Annotated in this window: 24 protein-coding genes; 12 read left to right on the forward strand and 12 right to left on the reverse strand. The window is 63.9% G+C overall.

Annotated features, from left to right (window positions below; all coding sequences use genetic code 11):
* Positions 1 to 245: 245 nt before the first annotated feature.
* Together FJ957_RS16405 and FJ957_RS16410 are read right to left on the reverse strand one after the other, a co-directional pair.
* A complete protein-coding gene (locus FJ957_RS16405) occupies positions 246 to 554 on the reverse strand; it encodes a DUF1244 domain-containing protein (RefSeq protein ID WP_140833032.1) in 309 nt (102 codons plus the stop codon).
* Positions 555 to 581: 27 nt separating this feature from the next.
* Positions 582 to 1379: an N-formylglutamate amidohydrolase gene (locus tag FJ957_RS16410; RefSeq protein WP_140833034.1), complete on the reverse strand. Its 798-nt coding sequence runs from the start codon at positions 1377 to 1379 to the stop codon at positions 582 to 584.
* 170 nt (positions 1380 to 1549) lie between these two features.
* On the opposite strand from FJ957_RS16410, the gene FJ957_RS16415 reads away from it, so the two are divergent.
* Together FJ957_RS16415 and pyk are read left to right on the forward strand one after the other, a co-directional pair.
* Complete coding sequence (locus FJ957_RS16415) at positions 1550 to 2107, forward strand: DUF1036 domain-containing protein (protein ID WP_181180583.1); 558 nt, start codon at positions 1550 to 1552, stop codon at positions 2105 to 2107.
* Positions 2104 to 3531, forward strand: coding sequence for a pyruvate kinase (gene pyk, locus FJ957_RS16420; RefSeq protein WP_140833036.1), 1428 nt, complete (start codon positions 2104 to 2106; stop codon positions 3529 to 3531). Before FJ957_RS16415 ends, pyk begins: the two co-directional genes overlap by 4 nt.
* Positions 3532 to 3713: 182 nt before the next feature.
* Here the strand turns inward: pyk and FJ957_RS16425 are convergent, their stop codons facing one another.
* From FJ957_RS16425 to ykgO, 3 genes are all read right to left on the reverse strand, one after another.
* Positions 3714 to 4775 (reverse strand): alpha/beta hydrolase, encoded by a 1062-nt coding sequence (locus FJ957_RS16425; RefSeq protein WP_140833038.1) that lies wholly within the window; start codon positions 4773 to 4775, stop codon positions 3714 to 3716.
* 120 nt (positions 4776 to 4895) lie between these two features.
* Positions 4896 to 5519, reverse strand: a complete 624-nt coding sequence (locus FJ957_RS16430; RefSeq protein ID WP_140833040.1) for a hypothetical protein — start codon at positions 5517 to 5519, stop codon at positions 4896 to 4898.
* 114 nt (positions 5520 to 5633) lie between these two features.
* Positions 5634 to 5759, reverse strand: a complete 126-nt coding sequence (gene ykgO, locus FJ957_RS16435) for a type B 50S ribosomal protein L36 (RefSeq protein WP_006203764.1) — start codon at positions 5757 to 5759, stop codon at positions 5634 to 5636.
* A 260-nt stretch (positions 5760 to 6019) separates the two neighbouring features.
* On the opposite strand from ykgO, the gene FJ957_RS16440 reads away from it, so the two are divergent.
* The gene (locus FJ957_RS16440) at positions 6020 to 6445 is read left to right on the forward strand and encodes a lysozyme inhibitor LprI family protein (protein ID WP_140833042.1); all 426 of its coding nucleotides are present in this window, start codon (positions 6020 to 6022) and stop codon (positions 6443 to 6445) included.
* A gap of 9 nt (positions 6446 to 6454) precedes the next feature.
* On the opposite strand, the gene FJ957_RS16445 is transcribed toward FJ957_RS16440, so the two are convergent.
* The 3 genes from FJ957_RS16445 to FJ957_RS16455 all read right to left on the reverse strand — a co-directional run bounded on the left by FJ957_RS16445 (position 6455) and on the right by FJ957_RS16455 (position 8356).
* A complete protein-coding gene (locus tag FJ957_RS16445; RefSeq protein WP_140833044.1) occupies positions 6455 to 7531 on the reverse strand; it encodes a 5-(carboxyamino)imidazole ribonucleotide synthase in 1077 nt (358 codons plus the stop codon).
* Complete coding sequence (gene purE, locus FJ957_RS16450) at positions 7528 to 8025, reverse strand: 5-(carboxyamino)imidazole ribonucleotide mutase (protein ID WP_140833046.1); 498 nt, start codon at positions 8023 to 8025, stop codon at positions 7528 to 7530. The genes FJ957_RS16445 and purE overlap by 4 nt, the downstream gene beginning before the upstream one ends.
* Before the next feature lie 127 nt (positions 8026 to 8152).
* The gene (locus FJ957_RS16455; RefSeq protein WP_040985243.1) at positions 8153 to 8356 is read right to left on the reverse strand and encodes a DUF465 domain-containing protein; all 204 of its coding nucleotides are present in this window, start codon (positions 8354 to 8356) and stop codon (positions 8153 to 8155) included.
* Between the two features lie 239 nt (positions 8357 to 8595).
* Here FJ957_RS16455 and FJ957_RS16460 point away from each other — a divergent pair, with 239 nt between their 5' ends.
* From FJ957_RS16460 to FJ957_RS16480, 5 genes are all read left to right on the forward strand, one after another.
* Positions 8596 to 8775 (forward strand): YdcH family protein, encoded by a 180-nt coding sequence (locus tag FJ957_RS16460; RefSeq protein WP_027166662.1) that lies wholly within the window; start codon positions 8596 to 8598, stop codon positions 8773 to 8775.
* Positions 8776 to 9031: 256 nt separating this feature from the next.
* The gene (ispG, locus tag FJ957_RS16465; protein WP_140833048.1) at positions 9032 to 10282 is read left to right on the forward strand and encodes a flavodoxin-dependent (E)-4-hydroxy-3-methylbut-2-enyl-diphosphate synthase; all 1251 of its coding nucleotides are present in this window, start codon (positions 9032 to 9034) and stop codon (positions 10280 to 10282) included.
* Between the two features lie 4 nt (positions 10283 to 10286).
* Positions 10287 to 11147: a lytic transglycosylase domain-containing protein gene (locus FJ957_RS16470; RefSeq protein WP_140833050.1), complete on the forward strand. Its 861-nt coding sequence runs from the start codon at positions 10287 to 10289 to the stop codon at positions 11145 to 11147.
* A gap of 32 nt (positions 11148 to 11179) precedes the next feature.
* Entirely contained in the window at positions 11180 to 11731 is a 552-nt protein-coding gene (locus tag FJ957_RS16475; RefSeq protein ID WP_140833051.1) for an AAA family ATPase, read from the forward strand.
* A gap of 39 nt (positions 11732 to 11770) precedes the next feature.
* The gene (locus tag FJ957_RS16480) at positions 11771 to 12523 is read left to right on the forward strand and encodes a Stf0 family sulfotransferase (RefSeq protein ID WP_140833053.1); all 753 of its coding nucleotides are present in this window, start codon (positions 11771 to 11773) and stop codon (positions 12521 to 12523) included.
* Here FJ957_RS16480 and FJ957_RS16485 read toward each other — a convergent pair whose 3' ends face one another.
* Both FJ957_RS16485 and FJ957_RS16490 read right to left on the reverse strand, forming a co-directional pair.
* Entirely contained in the window at positions 12524 to 14857 is a 2334-nt protein-coding gene (locus tag FJ957_RS16485) for a response regulator (protein WP_140833055.1), read from the reverse strand.
* 465 nt (positions 14858 to 15322) lie between these two features.
* Positions 15323 to 15646 (reverse strand): hypothetical protein, encoded by a 324-nt coding sequence (locus FJ957_RS16490; RefSeq protein WP_140833057.1) that lies wholly within the window; start codon positions 15644 to 15646, stop codon positions 15323 to 15325.
* 98 nt (positions 15647 to 15744) lie between these two features.
* Here FJ957_RS16490 and FJ957_RS16495 point away from each other — a divergent pair, with 98 nt between their 5' ends.
* Positions 15745 to 17748, forward strand: a complete 2004-nt coding sequence (locus FJ957_RS16495; RefSeq protein ID WP_140833059.1) for a PAS domain-containing sensor histidine kinase — start codon at positions 15745 to 15747, stop codon at positions 17746 to 17748.
* Positions 17749 to 17889: 141 nt separating this feature from the next.
* Here FJ957_RS16495 and FJ957_RS16500 read toward each other — a convergent pair whose 3' ends face one another.
* Complete coding sequence (locus FJ957_RS16500; RefSeq protein ID WP_246685860.1) at positions 17890 to 18765, reverse strand: polyprenyl synthetase family protein; 876 nt, start codon at positions 18763 to 18765, stop codon at positions 17890 to 17892.
* 169 nt (positions 18766 to 18934) lie between these two features.
* Here FJ957_RS16500 and FJ957_RS16505 point away from each other — a divergent pair, with 169 nt between their 5' ends.
* The 3 genes from FJ957_RS16505 to FJ957_RS16515 all read left to right on the forward strand — a co-directional run bounded on the left by FJ957_RS16505 (position 18935) and on the right by FJ957_RS16515 (position 20805).
* Positions 18935 to 19642 carry a transglycosylase domain-containing protein gene (locus tag FJ957_RS16505; RefSeq protein ID WP_181175322.1) on the forward strand — a complete coding sequence of 236 codons (708 nt, stop codon included), beginning with the start codon at positions 18935 to 18937 and terminating at the stop codon, positions 19640 to 19642.
* A gap of 255 nt (positions 19643 to 19897) precedes the next feature.
* Entirely contained in the window at positions 19898 to 20080 is a 183-nt protein-coding gene (rpmF, locus tag FJ957_RS16510) for a 50S ribosomal protein L32 (RefSeq protein WP_140833063.1), read from the forward strand.
* Between the two features lie 323 nt (positions 20081 to 20403).
* Positions 20404 to 20805, forward strand: coding sequence for a hypothetical protein (locus FJ957_RS16515; protein WP_042641631.1), 402 nt, complete (start codon positions 20404 to 20406; stop codon positions 20803 to 20805).
* A gap of 107 nt (positions 20806 to 20912) precedes the next feature.
* Here the strand turns inward: FJ957_RS16515 and FJ957_RS16520 are convergent, their stop codons facing one another.
* Positions 20913 to 21431 carry a helix-turn-helix domain-containing protein gene (locus FJ957_RS16520; RefSeq protein ID WP_140833065.1) on the reverse strand — a complete coding sequence of 173 codons (519 nt, stop codon included), beginning with the start codon at positions 21429 to 21431 and terminating at the stop codon, positions 20913 to 20915.
* Positions 21432 to 21503: the final 72 nt, after the last annotated feature.

Consider the following 21503-nt stretch of genomic DNA (forward strand, 5'->3'; position numbering starts at 1 on the left):
TCGTGGCGGGCTGCCGCCGTGGAGATTGGCCGAAACGCCCCTCCGGTTCGTCATCCACGGGCGAAGCAAGGAGCGAAGCGACGCGCGCAGACCCGAGGATCCATGCCGTGACCTCCACATAGAGTGCAACGGTGCAGAATTCTGTAATCGCTGCAACGCCTTAGCGTAACGGCATGGATCCTAGGGTCTACGCTCCGCTTCGCGTCGCTACGCCCTAGGATGACGACGCCCGGGCGGCCTGCGTCCTAATGATCCTTCGGCCGCCGCGCCTCGAATTCGGCCTTCTTGGCTTCCGACGCGTCGGTCTGGTTGAGCGCCTGCCATTCGGCATAGGGCATGCCGTAGATGATCTCGCGCGCAGCGTCCTTCGACAGCGCCACGCCCTCTGCCTCGGCGGCTTCGCGATACCAGTTGGACAGGCAGTTGCGGCAGAAGCCGGCGAGATTCATCAAATCGATGTTCTGGACATCGCCGCGTCCGCGCAGATGCGTCACCAACCTACGGAAGGCCGCTGCCTCGAAATCGCGCTTCTGGTCGTCGCTGAGTTCGGTCATGGGGAAACTCCCGGCCTGTCGGCCTTCTCACACCGGCCCGGTGCGCGAGCCGAACATCTTCACCTGGTGTATATCGGCGCGCCGGTCGATGGCGTCAACGATCGGCGCCAGGCGCTCGGCCCAAGCGAGAGCGCCGGCGCGGTCGGCGATCAGGTCCTGGCGGATCTCGATCAGCGCGTGGGCGTAGCCGTTGGCGATGGCATGGCGGAACATGGTGTCGCCGCGCAGCGCGCCGTCATAGGGTTCGTTGTCGCCGACGACGAGGGACTTATCCTCGGCCAGCGTGTCGATCAGCGGCCGCGCCACGCGGTCGTCGCGGTCCCACAGCACGCCGACATGCCAGGGGCGGACAAAACCCTGCATCACCGGCGTGAAGGAATGCACGGAGAAGATGAACGGCGCCTTGCCCGAGGCGTGCGCGACGGAGGCGATCATCGCGCCGACGGCGTCGTGGTAGGGCCGGTAGAAGCGGTCGAGCCTCCGCTCGCGTTCCTCCGGGGCCATCGGATAATTTCCCGGCACCACGGTCCCGTCATAGAGCTGGCGGATCATGGTCGGGTCGTCCTCGCCCCGGTTGGGATCGATCAGCAGCCGCGAGAAGCCGGCAAGCACCGCCGGCACGTCGAGCACTGCTGCGAGCTCGCGCGTCACCGTCTCGACGCCGATGTCATAGGCGATGTGACGATCGAATTCGGACGCCGGCAACCCGAGGCTGCCATACTCCTCCGGCAGGTCGCGGCGAGCGTGATCGGCCAGAAGCACGACGCCTTTCTTGCGGTCGCCCTCGACAATGTCGAACGGCGTGAAAACTGTGGATCGGGTCATCGGCTGAAAAGGGGATGGCGGCTGCGATGTGCTATCGTCATTCCACGAAGAGGACGCCGGCGCAATGCCGTTGTTTGGCCAAGGTTTCTGCAAAAAATCCCCGGCGCGGGGAGAATTTGCGCAACGGGCCCTTCTAAATCGATTGGAATTGGACAAAACGGCGCGTTGACATGCGACCGGAGTTTGCTGAAAAGGGGCGTCGAGAGATGCAAATGTGGTTCGCAAGGGGATCTGCGATGGGTTTTGCCGGCCGGTTGCGCAAGCGCCTGGTCGTGCCGTTGCTGATCATCGGCGCGGGATTTTTCGCGATAGCCGCGACCTCGCCGGCCCGGGCCGACTTCCGCGTTTGCAACGCAACGCAAAATCTGGTGGGCGTCGGCATCGGCTATCGCGCCAAGGCCGGCTGGATCACCGAGGGCTGGTGGCACATCGAAGGATCGACCTGCAAGACGCTGATCGAAGGTCCGCTGTCATCAAGGTTTTATTATCTTTATGCAGAAGACGCCGAACGCGGCGGGCGCTGGGACGGCCCGATCAACATGTGCGTCGCCGAAAAAGAGTTCAAGATCGCCGGCGTGAATGATTGCGTCGCCCGGGGCTTCCAGCGCGCCGGATTTCAGGAATATGACACGGGCGAGCAGGCCAGCTGGATGGTCCAGCTGACCGACGAGCCCGCAACGGGAGGCGCGCCAGCAGCGGCCCCCGCTCCGGGAACAAACAGTCAATGAGACGTAACCGCAAGGTCAAGATCCTCGCCACCATCGGTCCGGCTTCCTCCTCCGAGGAGATGCTGAAGAAGCTTTTCGAAGCGGGCGCCGATGTCTTCCGCATCAATATGAGCCATACCGACCACGAGCTGATGCGCACGCTGGTCGGCCGCATCCGCGCCGTCGAGGAAGCCGTCGGCCGGCCGATCGGCATCCTCGCCGACCTGCAGGGCCCGAAGCTCAGGGTCGGCAAGTTCGCCAACGTCAAGGAAGCGCTGACTCCAGGGCAGACATTCACGCTCGACAACAATCCGGAGGCCGGCAATTCCAGCCGTGTCTTCCTGCCGCATCCCGAAATTCTGAGCTCGGTCGAGGCCGGTCACCGACTTTTGATCGACGACGGCAAGCTGGAGCTGAAGGCGGTCAAGAGCGACGGCAAGTCGATCACTTGCACGGTCGTCGCCGGCTCGGGAATTTCCGACAAGAAGGGCGTCAGCCTGCCCGACACCGACCTGCCGGTCGGCGCGCTGACCGAGAAGGACCGCGCCGATCTCGATGCGGTGCTCGCCACCGGCGTCGACTGGGTGGCGCTGTCCTTCGTGCAGCGGCCGGAGGATTTGGCGGAGGCCCGCAAGATCGCGCGCGGCCGCGCGCTGATCATGGCCAAGATCGAGAAGCCGCAGGCGGTGGCGCGGCTCCCCGAAATCATCGAGCTCTCCGACGCGCTGATGGTCGCCCGCGGCGATCTCGGCGTCGAGATGCCGATCGAAGCGGTGCCCGGCATCCAGAAGCAGATCACGCGCGCGGCGCGCCGCGCCGGCAAGCCGGTGGTGATCGCCACGCAGATGCTGGAATCGATGATCACCGCGCCCGTGCCGACCCGCGCCGAGGTCTCCGACGTGTCGATCGCCGTCTTCGAAGGCGCGGACGCGATCATGCTTTCGGCCGAATCCGCGGCCGGCGCCTATCCGGTCGAAGCGGTCGCCATGATGAACCGCATCGCCACCAAGGTCGAAGCCGACCCGACTTATGCCGGCATCATCAACGCGCAGCGCTCGGAGCCCGAGGCCACCGGGGCCGACGCCATTTCGCTGGCCGCGCGCGAGATCGCCGAGACGCTGAAACTGTCGGCGATCATCTCCTACACCGCATCGGGCACCACTGGGCTCCGCGCCGCGCGCGAGCGCCCGCAGGTGCCGATCGTAGCGCTGTCGCCGATCCTCAACACGGCGCGTCGCCTGTCGCTGCTGTGGGGCACGCATTGCGTCGTCTCGCCGGATGCCACCGACCTCGACGACATGGTCGACCGGGCCTGCCGGATCGCGCTGGAAGAAGGCTTCGGCAAGCCGGGCGACCGGGTGATCATCACGGCCGGCGTGCCGCTCAGGACGCCCGGTTCGACCAATATGCTGCGGATAGCGTATCTGGGATCGGACGCGCATTAGATATGCCGATATTCAGGTGAGGCCGGCCTGCAAGTAGCGGCTACCTGCGCTTCCAGTGCTCACGTATTTAAAGTACGCTCCGCTCCGGTTCTCGGAAGCCACTACTTTCGACTCGGCCTGACCTGAATCTCGACACACCTAACCGTCTCCGCCGTGGCATTCAGGAGCTAATTTCCCAAAAATCAGGTCGGCGCGAGCTCGGCGTCGGGCACTTTGATGTCGGGGCATTTGCCGTCGTTGTAGGCGTCGCCGGCGATCCGGCCTTCCACCGTTCTTGCCATTGCCTGCAGGTCGATCGGCGCACCGGCAACCTTCTCGATCGCGCCGACCACGAGGTCGGACGCGATCCAGTCCGGCTTGTGGCCGAGATTGTGGACCCAGACCAGTTCGGCGCCGGGAATGTCGCGTTCCAGGCCGATGGAGTGGATCGTTGCGTAAACCACCTTGTCGCGATCGCCCGAGATGACGACCGTCGGCGCCTTGATCTCGCGATAAGCGGGCGAGGCGGCGCGGACATAGTCATAGAGCTGGGCGACATCGCGGGCGTTGGCGCGGAAGGCGGACGGCCGCAGCACCAGCGGGATCGAGGTGTTGTCGATATAGAAGTCCGGCAGTTTGTTGGGCGAGAAGACGCAAGCCGTCGCATTGCCGATCCGCAGCATGCCGGCCGGATAAGCGAGCGTTTCGGAAAACAGCCAGCCAATCGCCGGCATGGCGGTGAGCTTGTAGTACCAGGCGGTCGCGCCGCCCGGCCAGGGATGCGTGGCGGGAGCCAGGAAGACGAGGCCGAGCGTTTTGTCCGGATGCTGGCGGGCGAAGGCCGTGGTGATCGCGCCGCCGAAGGAGTGGGCGACGATGACCGCTTTTGCGATGCCAAGGCGATCCATCAGCGCGGCAATGGTGTCCGCCTGCGCGACAAGCGTTTCATTATCGCCACGCTGCGACCAGCCGAAGCCCGGCCGGTCGAGAAACAGCATTTCGGCGCGGCCCTCGAGCAGGGGCTTCAGCGGCAGCATCTGGTCTTTCAGATTGGCGCTGGCGCCGTGGATGAAGACGACCGGCGGCAGATCGGCGCCGGCCGTCGTCGGGATATGGACGTGGTGGATGTGCGCGCCGTTGATCTCGGCGAACCCGCCGACGGGTGGATTGCGGCGCTCGATCGACCAGACGCCCGCGCGGGTGACACCGGCGAAGGCAAAGAGGAGAGCGACGAGAAAAAGGAAGGCGGCGCAGATGAGGTTCATGGGGGGAAATACGGGTGGGGAGGAAGTTTGGTTCAGGCAGTAGGCAGTAGGCAGTAGGCAGTAGGCAGTAGGCAGTAGGCAGCTCTCTTTCCCTACTGCCTACTGCCCAATTCCTATTGCCTAAATCCCCTCGCCGGCCAACTCTTCCGAGAGCGTCGAGACCTGGTTCTGGGCGCTGCGCATCATGGGGTAGATGGTGAGCACCCTCTGCCAGGCTTCCAGCGCCGATTGCTTGTGGCCGGTCTCGGCCATGATCTGCGCCAGCCCCGAGAGCGCGCCGAAATGGCGCGGCTCGAGCTGCAAGGTGCGGTCGATGTCGGCCATCGACTTTCCGTAGTTCTTCATCATGAAATGGACGGTGGCGCGCCGGTTCCAGCCTTCGGCATAATCGGGCTGCAGGGTCACCACCTGGTCGAGGAAGTCTAGCGCGACGTCGAATTTCTGGTCTTCCGTCGCCTTTTGCGCCCACTGCATCATCAGGTCTATCGAGGCGCTACCGGACTGGTTCCACTCGTTCCAGATACGGCCAGCGATGCGCTCGGCCGCCTTCTCGTTGCGCTCGCGCTTCAACTCGGCGAAGAGCTGGTCGAGGCGACCCTGCTTGGTCGGAGCGGCCGGCGGTGGCGTGGCGGCGGGTGGCGGCGCCTCATCTGGAGGCAGCGCGCCTGGCACCGTTTCTGCCCCTGCAGGCAAAGCTGTGCCGGACAGCAAAAGGGCGGCGAGAAATGCAAAACGAATCCGCATCGCCGGAATCTAATCCCGGGCGGCGGATCGTCAAAGTGATTTTAGCGTGAGAGGGCCGGCGAACCGGCACTCGACATCAGCGGCGCGGCGTGGTCGCGCCGCGCGCAGCAAGTCTCAGCCCTGGCGCGCCTTGTAACGCGGAGCGGTCTTGTTGATGATGTAGATGCGTCCCTTGCGGCGAACCAGCTGGTTGTCGCGGTGACGCGCCTTGAGCGCCTTGAGCGAATTCTTGATCTTCATGGTCTTGCCTGTTCGGTCAGGGCCCGTCCCGGGCCGAATTTTAAAGGCGCGCCCGGAAAAAGCGCGCCTTTGAACTTGCGGTGGCTCATAAACGAGGAGTGTTGTCCGTGTCAACCACGTGACGATGTCCGAATGCCACAAGTGGCGCGGCATATCAAATATTCGCCATCCGCGCGGCGCGGCATTGCGCGACTCAAGGCCGACTGGAATGGTGGGGCGACTGGAATGGTGATCCAGGCCCAAGCGACTGGAGATTCCCCATGCGCCGTCTCTTTCTGCCCGCTTGTCTGGTCTTGCTTGCGACCGCCCCGGCCGCCTTTGCCGAGGATTGCGACCGCAACGACGACAGCCAGTCGATGCTGAACATTTGCGCCGATGCCGACTACCAGGCCGCCGATGCCAAGCTCAACGCCGCGTACAAGGAACTTGTCGGCGACAATGACCAGAAGGCCAACAAATTGCTGCAGACCGCGCAACGCGCCTGGCTCGCCTTTCGCGACGCCGAATGCGCCTATTCGACCGCCGACAGCGAGGGCGGCTCCATCCAGCCGATGGAGGTTTCGGAGTGCCTGACGGAGCTGACCAACCAGCGCATAAAGCAGCTCACGTCCGACGCCAACTGCAAGCTGAGCGATCCGAGCTGCGCCGGCTCGGATGGGAGCGACGGCGACCAGGATATGCAATAGGGCGCGAGCTTAGCCCGGGCGTCGAATCCGCGTGAAATGGCCCATCTTGCGGCCGGGGCGTGACTCGGTCTTGCCATAGAGATGCAGCATGAGGTCGGGCTCGGCGAGCAGCGCCGGCACCTTCAGCATATCGTCGCCGATCAGGTTTTCCATCACGCAGTCGAAATGCCGGGCGGGCGAGCCCAGCGGCAGGCCGGCGACGGCGCGGATATGCTGCTCGAACTGCGAGACGACGCAGGCGGCCTCCGTCCAGTGGCCGGAATTGTGCACGCGCGGCGCCAACTCGTTGGCCAGAAGCGAGCCGTCGGCAAGCATGAAGAACTCGACGCCGATGACGCCGACATAATCGAGCGCGGACAGGATTTTCGCGGCTGCGTCCTTGGCGGCGGCGGCCGTTTGCGGACGGATGGCGGCCGGCAAGGTCGAGCTGCGCAATATGCCTTCGCGGTGGACGTTTTCGGCCGGATCGAAGGCGGCGATGGTTCCGTCGAGGCCTCGCGCGGCGATCACCGAAATCTCGCGCTCGAAAGCGACGAGCGATTCCAGGATCAGCGGCACATTGCCCATCGCCTCGCAGACGCCGGCAAAGCCGGCCGTTTCCATGTTGCGGAAGACGCGCTGGCCCTTGCCGTCATAGCCCATGCGGCGGGTCTTCAGCACCCCGCTGCCGTCGAACGCCTTCAGGGCCTCGGTCAGTTGGTGGTCATTGTCGACCGGGCGGAACTCCGCGGTGGGAATGCCTATGCCGTTCAAAAAGCCTTTCTCGGTGATGCGATCCTGCGCCACTTCGAGCGAGCGTGCCGGCGGATAGACCGGGACCTTTGCCGCCAGCGTTGCGGCGGCGGCGACCGGGACGTTCTCGAATTCATAGGTGACGACGGCGCTGGCGGCGGCCAGTTCGGCGAGCGCTGCCGGATCGTCATAGGCGGCGACGATCTGCCGGTTGGCGACCTGCGCGGCCGGGCAGTCGGACTGGGGCTCCAACACGACGATATGGTAGCCGAGGCGCGCCGCGGCCATAGCCAGCATGCGGCCGAGCTGGCCGCCGCCGATGATGCCGATGGCCGATCCAGGAGCCAGGCTCACGGCGCGTCCGTCGGCTCGGTGGCGACCTTGGCGGTCTGCGCCGAGCGCCAGGCATCGAGCCGGGCGGCGAGCTTGTCGTCGTTGAGCGCCAGCACCGCCGCGGCGAGCAGGGCGGCATTGGCGGCGCCCGCCTTGCCGATCGCCAGCGTGCCGACCGGGATGCCGGCCGGCATCTGCACGATGGAAAGCAGCGAGTCCTGGCCCGAAAGCGCCTTGGACTCGACCGGAACGCCGAAGACCGGCAGAGGCGTCATCGCCGCCGTCATGCCCGGCAGATGCGCCGCACCGCCGGCGCCGGCGATGATGACCTTGTAGCCGGCGGCCTTGGCGCCCTTGGCGAACTCATAGAGGCGGTCGGGGGTGCGGTGCGCCGAGACGATCAGCCTTCTGTGCGGGATGCCCAGCGCCTCCAGCGTCTCCGCGGCCTGGCGCATCGTCGCCCAGTCGGACTGGCTGCCCATGATGATGGCGACGTCGGCACGCTGATCGGTCAAGGTGTGGCTCCGCGACGGCAAAGGCGCGCCTTAGCGGAATTCGCCGACAGCCGCAAGGATGTGGTGGATGCGCTCTCCCGCTGGCCGCACGGCCCGTGGCCTCCCGGCCGCGACCCCGCGTCGGCTCCTAAGCGATGATGTCGGGGATGATGCGGTCTTCCAGCGCCGACAGCCGGTCTTTCAGCATCAGCTTCTTCTTCTTCATGCGCTGGATCTGAAGCGGGTCGCAGCCGGTGGCGATCATCGCGTTGATGGCGGCGTCGAAATCGGCGTGTTCTTGTTTGAGCCGGGAATATTCGAGGCGTATTTCAGCCTGTTCCTGTTCGGACATTATCTACCGTCTGCGTGTGCATCGCCCAATCGGGCTGTTTGGGCGGGGCCGTGACTTGCGGGTTTGTGACCGGCGCGCAGCCCTTACCACATTTCACTTTGTCGTGGAATGCTACCACGTGGCATTCGACATCGAGATCGGTTGGTGGCAAACTGTCATGGTGCCGTCACAGTCGCAATCTGCGGTGAAGGCGACCGCGACGGCTGCAATCGAGGAAACCATGAAAGGGAGAACCAATCATGTCTCTTGCATCCCATCTTGATGAGTTGCAGCGGAAACACGGTGACATCGAGCGCGAGCTCACCGATGCGATGAACCATCCTTCGGTGGACGACCTCGAAATCGTGAATCTCAAGCGACGCAAGCTGGCAATCAAGGACGAGATTGAAAAGCTGAAGGGGAGCCCTACGACACACTGAACATGCCCTAGGCAAACATCACCGCAGCAGCTGCGGTGCCAACCTACCGGTGGCAAGATATGCCGCCGGCTTGTTGGTTTTTACTGAATCACCAAGCCGTTTTAGTGTAGATCTTGCAGCCCGAGGGTTTTTACATGAGCCCTGCGGCCGTTGATCGCGCTCACCGATTTGCAAGCCTTGGCCGCAGCTTGCCATTGACAAGCCATCTTTGCTCCGCCACCTCATGCCCGGAACATCCCAGATGAAGGCGGCCGGCATGACCGGATATTTTTCTTCTCCCTTCCCGCGGCGCCAGTCGGTCGGCGTATCCGTCGGCGGCGTGATGGTGGGCGGCGGCGCGCCGGTCGTCGTGCAGTCGATGACCAACACCGACACCGCCGATATCGACCAGACCGTCGCCCAGGTTGCGGCGCTGCACCGTGCCGGCTCGGAAATCGTGCGCATCACGGTCGACCGCGACGAGAGCGCGGCGGCGGTTCCGCGCATCCATGAGCGGCTGCTGAGGCTCGGGATCGACGTGCCGCTGGTCGGCGACTTCCATTATATCGGCAACAAGCTGCTCGCCGATCATCCGGCCTGCGCCGAGGCGCTGGCCAAATACCGCATCAATCCCGGCAATGTCGGTTTCAAGGACAAGAGGGACCGCCAGTTCGCTGCGATCGTCGAGATGGCGATCAAACACGACAAGCCGGTGCGCATCGGCGTCAACTGGGGCTCGCTCGACCAGGAGCTTTTGACCCGGCTGATGGACGACAACCAGGCGAAGGGCTCGCCGCTCACCGCGCAGGAAGTCACGCGCGAGGCGATCGTGCAGTCGGCGATCCTGTCGGCCGAGATGGCGGAAGAGATCGGGCTCGGCCGCGACAAGATCATCCTGTCGGCCAAGGTCAGCGGCGTGCAGGATTTGATCGCCGTCTACACCGAACTCGCCACCCGCTCCGACCATGCGCTGCATCTGGGTCTCACCGAAGCCGGCATGGGCACCAAGGGCATCGTCGCCTCTTCGGCCGCCATGGGCATCCTCCTGCAGCAGGGCATCGGCGACACGATCCGCATCTCGCTGACGCCGGAGCCGAATGGCGACCGCACCCGCGAGGTGCAGGTCTCGCAGGAATTGCTGCAGACCATGGGCTTCCGGCAGTTCGTGCCGATCGTCGCGGCCTGCCCCGGTTGCGGGCGCACGACGTCAACCGTGTTCCAGGAGCTCGCCCAGAGCATCCAGGCCGATATCCGTAAGAACATGCCGGTGTGGCGAGAGAAGTATCCCGGCGTCGAGAGTCTCAAGGTCGCGGTGATGGGCTGCATCGTCAACGGTCCGGGCGAATCCAAGCATGCCGATATCGGCATCTCGCTGCCCGGCACCGGGGAGACGCCGACGGCGCCCGTCTTCATCGACGGCAAGAAGGCGGCGACGCTGCGCGGTCCGTCCATCGCGCAGGATTTCGAGAAGATGGTCGGCGATTATATCGAGCAGCGCTACGGACACGGCAAAGCAGCGGCCGAGTAGGCCGATGCCGCTTTTGCCGCGCGCGACGCTGATCCTGATCTGCGCGCTGATCCTTTCCGGTCAGGCATTCGCCGACCCACCGCAGTCGCGGTCCGCCGCCAAACGGCTGATCAACCGTGTCTGCGATCTGATCGAAGCCCAGGCCCAGCAGAACGGCCTGCCCAAGGATTTCTTCGCCCGGCTGATCTGGAAGGAAAGCCGCTTCGATCCGAACGCGGTGAGCCCGGTCGGCGCCGAAGGCATAGCGCAATTCATGCCGGGCACCGCCAAGATGCGCGGGCTCGCCGATCCCTTCGACATCGGGCAGGCCATCCCGGCCTCGGCCAAATATCTCGCCGAGATGAAGGTCAGCTACGGCAATCTCGGCCTCGCGGCGGCGGCCTACAATGCAGGCGAGAACCGTGTGTCGCGCTGGCTGAGTTCGGGCGGCTTCCTGCCGATGGAGACGGAGAGCTATGTCTTCGACGTCATGGGCGAGCCCGTCGACAAGTTCTCGGACAAATCCTATGCCGGCACCATCCAGCCGCTCGACCCGAAGATGAGCTTCGCGGTTGCCTGCCGCAGGCTGCCGGTGATCATGTCGCGGACCGTCGCCATGGCCTCGATCAACGTCAAGCCGTGGGGCGTGCAGGTGGCGGGCAATTTCCGCCGTTCGGCGGCGATAGGCCAGTGGCTGAGGGTCAGGGGCCGGTTCCCGGCGCTGCTCGCCAGCCACGACCCGGTGGTGAGCCGTGTGCGCACGCCGATCGGCCGGCGCGGCATCTATGCGGTCAGGATCGGCGCCGACTCGCGCGGCGAGGCCAACGGTATCTGCAACAAGCTGCAAAGCGTCGGCGGCGCCTGCGTGGTGTTGCGCAACCGGTGACGCCAACGCCAAGACAGATGGGGTGGCAAGAGATGACAACCAAAATCGTCCTGCTGAACGGTGTCGGCAGCGCCGGCAAAAGCTCGATCGCCAGGGCTTTGCAGGGAATGACCGCCGAGCCGTATCTGCATGTCGAGATGGACGCCTTCCTCGAAATGCTCCCCGAGGCGTTGCAGGAAAACATGCCGGGCTTCGCCTACAAGACCAACTGGAAGGACGGCAAGCCATCCGTCGCCATCGAGGCCGGGCTTGTCGGCAAGCGAGCCATGCAAGGCATGCGGCACGCCATCGCGGCGATGGCGCGCCAGGGCAACAACCTGATCGTCGACGATGTGATGCTTGACGGCGAAATGGCGCAGTATCTGGAATTGCTGTCCGATTTCGCGGTTTTCCGCGTCGGCGTGTTCGCGCCGCTCGATGTGCTCGAAGCCCGCGAAAGTGAGCGTGGGAACAGGTTGCCTGGCCTCGCACGCGGGCAGTTCGATCGCGTGCATGAGGGGCAGCACTACGACCTTGAAGTCGATACCAGCCTGCTTTCCGTGCAGGAATGCGCCCTTCGCATCCAACGGCGATTTCGGCTATAGGCGGCCGGGATCATTCCGGCTCCAGCAGCGGCGGGTAAAATGTTTGACGCATACATCATCTGCGGCACGCCCCGGACCGGCAGCACTTTGCTGTGCGATCTGCTGACATCGACCAAGAGGACTGGCGTGCCCCACTCGTTCTATCGCCGGCAGGACATGCCGGAATGGAGCGAGGAGTGGGGCCTGCCCGGTCGCGGCGCGATGAGCGAGCTCAACTTCGATGTCGCCTATCTCAACGCGGCCATCAAGGCCGGCAAGGGCGGCACGGGCATCTTCGGCCTGCGCCTGATGCGGGAAAATCTGGACGAGCTTTCGGCGATCTTCGACCGGATCCATCCCGGGCTTCCATCAGACAAGGCGCGTTTCGAGAAGGCCTTCGGCCGGGTTCTTTACATGCATCTTTCGCGCGAGGACAAGCTCGCGCAGGCCGTCTCGCTGGTCAAGGCGGAGCAGACCGGCCTCTGGCATATCGCCCCCGACGGAACCGAGATCGAAAGGGTCGGGCTGCCGGCTGAATCGCGCTATGATTTCGAGCGCATCAGGGATGAAGTCAGCGAGCTCCAAGCCTATGACACGGCCTGGAACGTCTGGTTCGCGCAGCAGGGCATAGCGCCGCTGCGGATCGGCTATGAGCGCCTCGCCGCCGATCCGGCCGCAACGTTGATTTCGATTTGCGAGGCGCTAGGCGCTCCACCTCCGGACGCCGATGACATCAGACCGGGCGTAGCAAAGCTCTCCGACGAGACAAGCCTCGACTGGATGCGCCGTTATCGTCTCGACGCGGCGATTTGACTACGCTGTCTTCGCCGCCATGGTCTCGCTGAGCCAAGTGCCGATCTTGGCGCCGAGGCGGTCGGGCGAGACAGGCTTGGGCAGATAGTCGTCCATGCCGGCCTCGATGCATTTTTCGCGGTCGCCCTTGAGAGCATGCGCGGTGACGCCGATGATCGGCGTGCGATCGCCGTTCTGCTGTTCGATCGCACGGATGGCGCGGGTCGCCTCATAGCCGTTCATCTCCGGCATGGAGACGTCCATCAGCACCAGGCGCGGGCGCAGCGAGCGGTACATCTCGACCGCGGTGCGGCCATTGCCGGCGATGCGGTAGCTGAGACCGAAACCGTTGAGTATCTGGCCGAAGACCAGCTGGTTCACATCATTGTCCTCGGCGATCAGGATGTCGATAGGGCCGCTCGGCGCTGCCGTCGATTCCGGCGCGGCCGGGACCGGAACGGCCGGGCCGCGGATGACGGTGAAGGCCGGCGGAGCCGCCTGCGCCGCGGCCGGCTCGCGCACGAAATGCGCCTTGGCGCCTTGCGTGCGCGCCTTCTGGATAGCGGAGATCACGGTGCCCAGCAGCACCGCCGAACGCGCCGGCTTGGTGAGATGCGCGACGATGCCGAAATCGATCACCATCCTGCCGAAATCGACCTGGTCGACCGAGGTCAGCAGCACGACCGGGATGGAGGAGAGGCGGGTGTCGGCGGCGATGGCTCTGGCGACATCGGCGCCGTTCATGCCGGGCATCTGGTAATCGAGGATAATGCAGTCGACCGAGGCGCCGAGCTGGCAGGCGCGGTCGAGGAAGGCGAGGCCGACCGCGCCGCTTTCGGCGGCGGCGCAGTCGAAGCTCCAGCTTCTGAGCTGCTCCAGCAGGATCTCGCGGTTGACCGGATTGTCGTCGATGACCAGCACCCGGGCGCCGGTGACGTCGACGGGCACCAAATCGTCGCGCGACTGCTGGTCGTGCGCCGGCAGCGGCACGGCGAACCAGAACACGGAACCGCGGCCGATCTCGCTTTCGACGCCGATCTTGCCGCCCATCAGGTCGACAAGCCGCGCGCCGATCGCGAGGCCAAGGCCGGTGCCTTCATGGCGGCGGGTCGAGGAGCCGTCGACCTGGGCGAATTTCTCGAACACGCTTTGCAGTTTTTCGGCCGGAATGCCGATGCCGGTGTCCTCGACGCGGACCTTGAGCTGGACCACGCCGTCGACGACATCGCCGCCGACATCGACCAGGACATGGCCCTTCTCGGTGAACTTCACGGCGTTGCCGAGCAGGTTGGTGACGATCTGCCGGAAGCGCCCGGCATCGCCGACGACGAAGGCCGGCAGGCGCGGGTCGACGCGCACGATGAGCTCGAGGTTCTTTTCGGCAACGCGTGCCGATACCAGCGTCGCCACATCCTCGACCGCTTCCGCCAGGCGGAAGGGGGCGGGGTCGAGCGTCAGCTGGCCGGCATTGATCTTCGAGAAATCGAGGATGTCGTTGATGATGGTCAGCAGCGCGTTGCCGGATTTGACGATGACGTCGGTGAAGGTCTTCTGGCGCGGCGTAAGCTCCGTCTTGGCGAGCAGTTCGGCCATGCCGAGCACGCCGTTCATCGGCGTGCGGATCTCGTGGCTCATATTGGCGAGGAATTCGGACTTGGCGCGGTCGGCTGCCTCGGCCTTGAACAAAGATGCGGCGGTCTCGGCGAAAGCGCGGCGGATCGCATTCTCCATCGGCCGGAAGATCAGAGCCGCGGCGATGGAGAGCACTGCGAACAGCAGGCCGCTCGCCCACAGGAGCAGCCGGTCGTTGGAAGCATCGGCGAGGCGGCGCTCCTCGTCGAGCGCGGTGCGCACCTTCACCAGCATCGGCTGGGCGAAAAGGTCGTTCTGGTTGCGGATTTCGCGGTAGCTCCACTCGTCGACCTTCTGGGCGACCGCCATCAGGTTGAAATTGCGCACCATATCGCGCGCCGACCAGAACAGGTCGTCATTGACCGAAGCGGTGTCCAATGCGTTGACGGTGCTCCTCGACAGGCGCGGCCTGATCGCGGCGAGCTGGGCGTTCAGGATGCCGATCTCGCCCGTCAGGCGTTCGGAATGGCCGCGCGCGGCGGTCGTCAAGGCGTCGCGCGTCTCGCTGCGCCAGGCGGTGCCGGTCGTCTCGGCGAAATTGGTGGCGTTGCGCAGGTCGCGGGCGAAGATGACGAAATTGCCGCTGAGGGCATCGACCTCGTGACGGTACGAATTCACACGGTTGAGCGCGAACATGACGGCGGCAGAGGCCAGCGCGAAGACAAGCAGTCCCGAAATGTAGCGGATCCGGATCGACCGGAGGAAGGAAGAATATTCCGGCATGCGCAACCCCAACACATACGCACAATTTTAATGGTCGGGATTACGCTTGATTTACATTAAGATTTCGTTGGAGGAATTGGCGAGCCTGATGACAGCTTTTGATACAGATTCGGCGTATCGGTTTCGCGACAAGCCAGATCGCCGATCGTCTATGATGCCGGTCCAGTGCGGAGCTTTACGCCGAGCGCATTGCGCATTCCAGGCAGTGTTTTGGAAGCCGAACGGCAGATCGTCAATCCGACGTATCGGAGAGGATTCGGTTTCCCTTGCACAGCGTGATCCGCCGCTGAGGGTGCTCGTCCCTTGCGGCTTGAAAAATAGCGCGGGCAAGCTGGGCCGTAACGGCGCGTGCGAGAATCCGTTCAACGATCTCATGGCTTTCGGCGTGCCAGAGTTCGATGCGATAGGGCAGTGCTTCAGCCGAACGGGAAGTGTTGGCGCTCCGTGTCATAGACAGGCCTCGGCCTAATTCGTCGGACCGTTCCATCTCGAAACGAAATTGTTCTTGTGCCGCAAAGTGACGTAACGGTCCGGATGCTCACGCGTCGCCGCATAATAAGCGGCGTAGCCAATGCTGGCGTTTGCCGTGACAGCAAGAATTTGTTCGACGCCATTCTTGGCGGCGTTCCACAATTCGACCTTATACGGGAGTTCGTCATGCTCGGCGGAGCCGAGCTCGTGAGAGGCGGAATTTTCCTCGTCGTCTCCGGGTTCGTTTTCCGGAGCAAAGCTGTATAAATGGTCAAGGTTTCTGAGATTGGCCGCGAGAGCGGGTGAATATGTCGCCATTGGTCCAAGCTTGTTGCTATGCCGGAGTGGGCGCGCCTATGCTGCGGACGCGTTACCGGACGAACTGCTTAATGCGAGCGTAGAACGCGAGTCCGACAATGCCATTGACCACAACCGACGCGCAACATCTTTCCGACAGCCATCGCCTCGAATTCTTCATCGATGCTGTCGCCGACTACGCGATCTACACCCTTGATGCAGATGGCTTCATCACCAGCTGGAATGCCGGCGCCGAAAAAATAAAGGGCTACGCGGCTTCGGAGATCCTGGGGCAACATTTTTCCCGGTTTTTCACAGTCGAAGATCAGGCGAACGGCGTCCCGGACAAGATGCTTGCCGAGGCAAAGGCGGAGGGAAGATACGAGGCAGAAGCCTGGCGGGTGCGCAAGGACGGGACCAGGTTCTGGTCGAACGGCGTTGTTCAACGGGTATTGGACCGCAACGGCGTTCTTCTGGGTTACGCGAAGGTCACGCGAGACATCACCGAGCGCGTTGCCGCGCATCAGTCGCTGCTGCAGAGTGAGCGGCGCTTTCGTATCCTTGTCGACGGCGTGACCGACTATGCCATCTATATGCTCGATCCAAGCGGCATGGTCACCAACTGGAACGCAGGCGCCGAGCGGCTCAAAGGCTACACCGCCGAGGAAATCGTCGGCCAGCACTTCTCGAAATTTTACACGCGCGAGGAACGGGCAAAAGGCACGCCGCTCCGCGTCCTCGAAGCAGCCATGCAGAACGGTCGGTATGAAGGCGAGGGCTGGCGCGTACGCAAGGATGGCAGCCGTTTCTGGGCATCGGTTGTCGTTACACCGATCCGCAACGATGCCGGGCAGCTCGAAGGATTCGCCAAGGTTACGCGCGACATCACCGAACGCCGTGCGGCGCACGAAGCTTTGCGTCAAAGCGAGCGCCAGTTCCGCCTGCTGGTGAGCGGCGTGACCGACTATGCGCTTTTCATGCTTGATCCCAACGGGCTGGTGACCAGTTGGAACACCGGTGCGGAGCGTATCAAGGGCTATACGGCCGAAGAAATCATCGGTCAGCACTTCTCACGTTTTTACACGGAGCACGACCGTGCCGCCGGTTTACCTGGCCGCGCGCTCTATACGGCAACGCGGGATGGACGCTTCGAAACCGAGGGCCATCGCGTCCGTAAGGACGGGACGCTGTTCTGGGCGAATGTCGTGATCGATCCGATCCGCGACGAGCGAGGGGAGCTGATCGGTTTCGCCAAGATCACGCGCGACATAACAGATCGGCGCGATGCGGAGGTCGCACTCCGGCAGGCGCAAGCGCAACGCGTCCATACTCAGAAAATGGATGCGCTCGGTCAACTGACCGGCAGCATCGTGCATGATTTCAACAACCTTCTGACGGTGGTCGAAAGCTATGTTCGCCTGGGGAAGAAAATCGGCACCGATCCCGAAATGAAGCGGGCGACCGAATCCGTGGAACTTGCACTCCAGCGCGGCGCCGCATTGACACGCCAGTTGCTGGCCTTCTCGCGCAAGCAGTCTGCTCGTTACGAGGTCGTATCGCTGGCGGAGCGGGTGGAAGCCGTTCGCGGAATGGTAGCGGGTTCCATGCGCAAATCGGTGAAGCTGGTCGCCGCTATCGGACCCGAAACCTGGCCGGTGAAGGTCGACCCCGGCGAACTGGAGCTTGGCCTCGTCAATATCGCCTTCAACGCGCGGGACGCCATGCCTGACGGTGGCCTGGTAACGATCACGGCGGAGAACGCGCTGTTATCGAGCAACGACAATGCAGCCGGACTGCAAGGTGAATTCGTCGTGTTAAGGGTGGCCGACACAGGCATCGGAATTGCGCCAGACGTGCTTCCGCAGGTTTTCGAGCCGTTCTTCACGACCAAAGGGCCCGAGAAGGGCACAGGTCTCGGCCTCGCACAGGTCTACGGTTTCGCGCAGCAGTCCGGCGGCGCGGTCGCGATCGACAGCGAAGTCGGCAAGGGCACAACCGTGACGATCTATTTGCCGCGAGCCGATATGACGGCCGCCGCGCAGGGCGCGGAGGCAGACCGGCCGACCGGTGCAAATGTGGTGCCATTGAGGACAAAGGGCCGTCTTGCAGGGGACCAGGACTGATCGGGCGGCTGACCGCGCTGGCCGCGCCACAGTGGCTCGCCCTGTTCAAAACAGACCGCATTTTTTGCCTGGTAGAGGAATCCCGCCGGATCACATTTAAAGCATCGCCGGCCCAACTCGTCCGGGCACAACCGGCCGCTCTCAGCTGCTTCGCGTCGCCACGAACGTCGCGGCGGCTTTCAGCAATTCCGCCTGCTCGCCATAGGGCTCGAGCAGCGCGTGCGCCTGGTCGATAAGGCCGTGGAGCTGGCCGCGCGCCCAGGCGGGGCCGTGCAGCGCGGCAAGCGTCGCCTTGCCGGCGGCAGCGTCCTTGTTCGTTGCCTTGCCCATCTGCTTTGCATCCGCCGTCAGGTCGAGCAGGTCGTCGGCGAGCTGGAAGGCAAGGCCGATCGCCGAGCCGAACTCGGCCAGCCTCTCGCGGTCGGCTGGCGGCGCGCCGGCGACGATCGCGCCGGCCTCGCAGGCGAAGCGGATCAGCGCGCCGGTCTTCATCGCCTGCAGCGTGATGATGCCCGCCTCGTCCGGCCGTTCGCGCTCGGCTTCGAGGTCCAGCATCTGGCCGCCGACCATGCCGCCGGCGCCGGCCGCGCGGGCAAGTGCGAGAACGAGGGTGGCGCGGCGCTCGGCCGACAGCACGGACGCTTCGTCGGCGATGATATCGAAGGCCAAAGTCAGCAGCGCGTCGCCGGCGAGGATCGCGGTCGCCTCGTCGAAGGCCTTGTGCACCGTCGGCTGGCCGCGCCGCAGATCGTCGTCGTCCATGGCCGGCAGGTCGTCATGGATCAGCGAATAGCAATGCACGCATTCCAGCGCCGCCGCGACGCGGAGTGCGGCCTCGTTCTCGGTCGAAAACAGCGCGGCGCTTTCCAGGACCAGAAAAGGCCGCAGCCGCTTGCCGCCGTTGAGCACGCCGTGGCGCATCGCCGCCATCAGGCGCCCAGGCCGCGCGATCTCACTGGTGAGCGGACGCGCGTCGAGGATCCGCCGCAGCTCGGTCTCGACCGCGGCGGCACGCATGAAAAGCGCGGATTCGAAGGCGATCTGGTCGTCTTTGCTCATGGCCGGAGCGGTAGCCGACACTCAGACATTGCGCAAGCAGGCTCGCGCCTTTATGCCGGAGGAGGCGAGGCACGGGTGGGGCGGCTTGACGGAACCGATCGTCGAATATGAAAGCGAAGGGCTGGACATGGCGCGACGTCGGCGCCTGAACCGCGCCGGTCTCAAGCGGCTTGGCCGGCGTTGCCTGGTCGTCGCCATCGTTTTGGCGGCCATCCCGGTCGTGCTCACCTTCCTCTACCTGCCGCCCTTCGTGCATCCGGTCTCGACGCTGATGCTGAAGGACCTCGTGACTTTTTCCGGCTACGACCGGCGCTGGGTGTCGATCGACGACGTGGCGCCGGTGCTGGCGCATTCGGTGATCATGTCGGAGGACGGGCAGTTCTGCTTCCACCGCGGCGTCGACCTCGGCGAATTGCGCGGCGTGGTCGACGACGCGCTGGCCGGCGAGGCGACGCGCGGAGCCTCCACCATCACCATGCAGACGGTGAAGAACCTTTTCCTGTGGTCGCGGCCATTGGGCAGCGTGCGCAAGGTCGTCGAGCTGCCGCTGGCCGTCTATTTCGACGCGGTAATGTCGAAGCGGCGGATCATGGAAATCTATCTCAACATCGCCGAATGGGGGCCGGGCATCTACGGCATCGAGGCAGCCGCCCAACATCATTTCGGCGTCTCGGCCAAGCAGTTGTCGCGAAGGCAGGCGGCGCTGCTGGCCGTCAGCCTGCCCAACCCGATCGCGCGCAATCCCGCCAAGCCGGGGCCGGGCCTGCGGCGGCTGGCCTCGCTGATCGAGCGGCGCGCGAGCAGGTCGGGTGCGTATGTGGGCTGCCTGGATTAGAGCGTGATCCCGAAAGGTGGGAACCGGTTTTCGGAAAAGACCACGCTCCCAACGAAGACTTGGATCATGACGGCGTTTCAACGAAACGGCGTCCCGATCCAAGCGAAGCGCCGCCGGCTCAAAAAAATTCGCGGCCAGCGCTGGCCAAAACGGCGCAAGGCGTGTATAGGCACCCGACTTTCTCAGATTATGGCCTCGATGCGGCCCTTTCGCGAGGGTTGTCGGGGCATTTTGACCATGTAGTGGAGCATATCCATGGCCGTTCCAAAAAGAAAAACCTCTCCGTCGAAGCGCGGCATGCGCCGCTCGGCCGACGCGCTCAAGGCCCCGACCTATGTCGAGGACAAGAATTCCGGCGAAATGCGCCGCCCGCATCATATCGACCTGAAGACCGGCATGTATCGCGGCCGCCAGATTCTGGAGCCGAAGGAAAGCTGAGAAGCTTCCACGGTTCATGACGTTTCAAAGACCGGCTTCTGGCCGGTCTTTTTGTTTTGGCGACCTCATGGGCGCGGCGGCCGACCCGAAATCGGCACAACCTGACTTCGCGCTGACTTCGCGCGGCCCCTGGGTCGTCTCCTCTCCATTTCAAGCGCTAAGGGTCGTTCGCGCGTGAGATGATGGCGCGATGTCAGTCGAACAACTGGCTGACATCGTTATTTCATTAGGTCTTAGAGCGTGTTCGCCGCCGCCGGTGAAAACCCTTGACGGCGCGCCTGCGGCGGATTTTACAAAAGGGTGCCCCCATTGGAGTCGCCCAGATGTTCGGTGCCATCCCGCTGCTGATCGTGCCCTTCGTCCTCTACAATCTCGGCCTGCTCGGATTGTTCGGCGGCGGCGACGATCCCTGGATGACCGAGATGTTCTCCTTCCGCATGATGTCGGGCGGCGTGTTCTCGATGACGCTCGGCGACCTGATGGTGCTGATCGGGCTGATCTTCCTGTTCATCGAGATCTCGAAATCGGTGCGCACGACCAATGCCTCGATCTTGGATCATCTTTTGTCGACGCTGGTCTTCATCGCCTTCCTGGTCGAATTCCTGCTGGTGAAGGGCGCGGCGCACTCCGTCTTCTTCACGCTGATGATCATCGCGCTGTTCGACGTGCTGGCCGGCTTCTCGGTGTCGATGCGGTCGGCGAGCCGGGATATCAATCTGAACTAGGTCTTCCAATGTCGTCATTCCGGGGCGAAGCGACGCTGCGCAGACCATAGGATGACGACGCGAGGGACGTTTCGGCCAATCTCCAAGGGCTACCGGGACGAAAGCGCTCAACCCACGGTGGCTTCAGCCTTTCGTGCGACAACCGCCTCGTAGGCAGCGCGCAGTTGCTGGCGCACGGTGGGCGTGTCCGGCGGCGTCTTCGAAGGCATGCCCAGGTGCTCGTAGCGCAGTTCGTCCATGAATCGCTCCCATAGCGGCGGGCCGCCTTTTTCGAGCAGCTCGGCGCGGATCGACAATTCTTCCGTAACCGGCAGCCAGACGCGTCCCCAGGCGCCGAGCTGCGCCATGATCGGCACCAGCGTGATCGCCATCTCGGTCAGGCTGTAGATCGCCTTCTGCTTGTGACTGGGGTCGTCGGCCTTGGTCAGAAGCCCGAGCTGCATCAGCCGCTTCAGCCGGTCGGCCAGGATGTTGGAGGCGATGCCTTCGATCGAGCCGTTGAGCAACTCGCGGAAATGGCGTTTTCCGCCGAAGATCATGTCGCGCAGGATGATCAGGCTCCACCGGTCACCGAACACTTCGAGCGACAGATTGATCGGGCAACCGGACCGACGGTCGATGCTCATGGCAGTCTCCAGAAAAACCAGTTGCATCATGATATCGGTTTCACTATCCTGCAACTGATTGCAAAATGCAAT

The organism is Mesorhizobium sp. B2-4-6, assembly GCF_006442775.1.
Classification (GTDB): domain Bacteria; phylum Pseudomonadota; class Alphaproteobacteria; order Rhizobiales; family Rhizobiaceae; genus Mesorhizobium.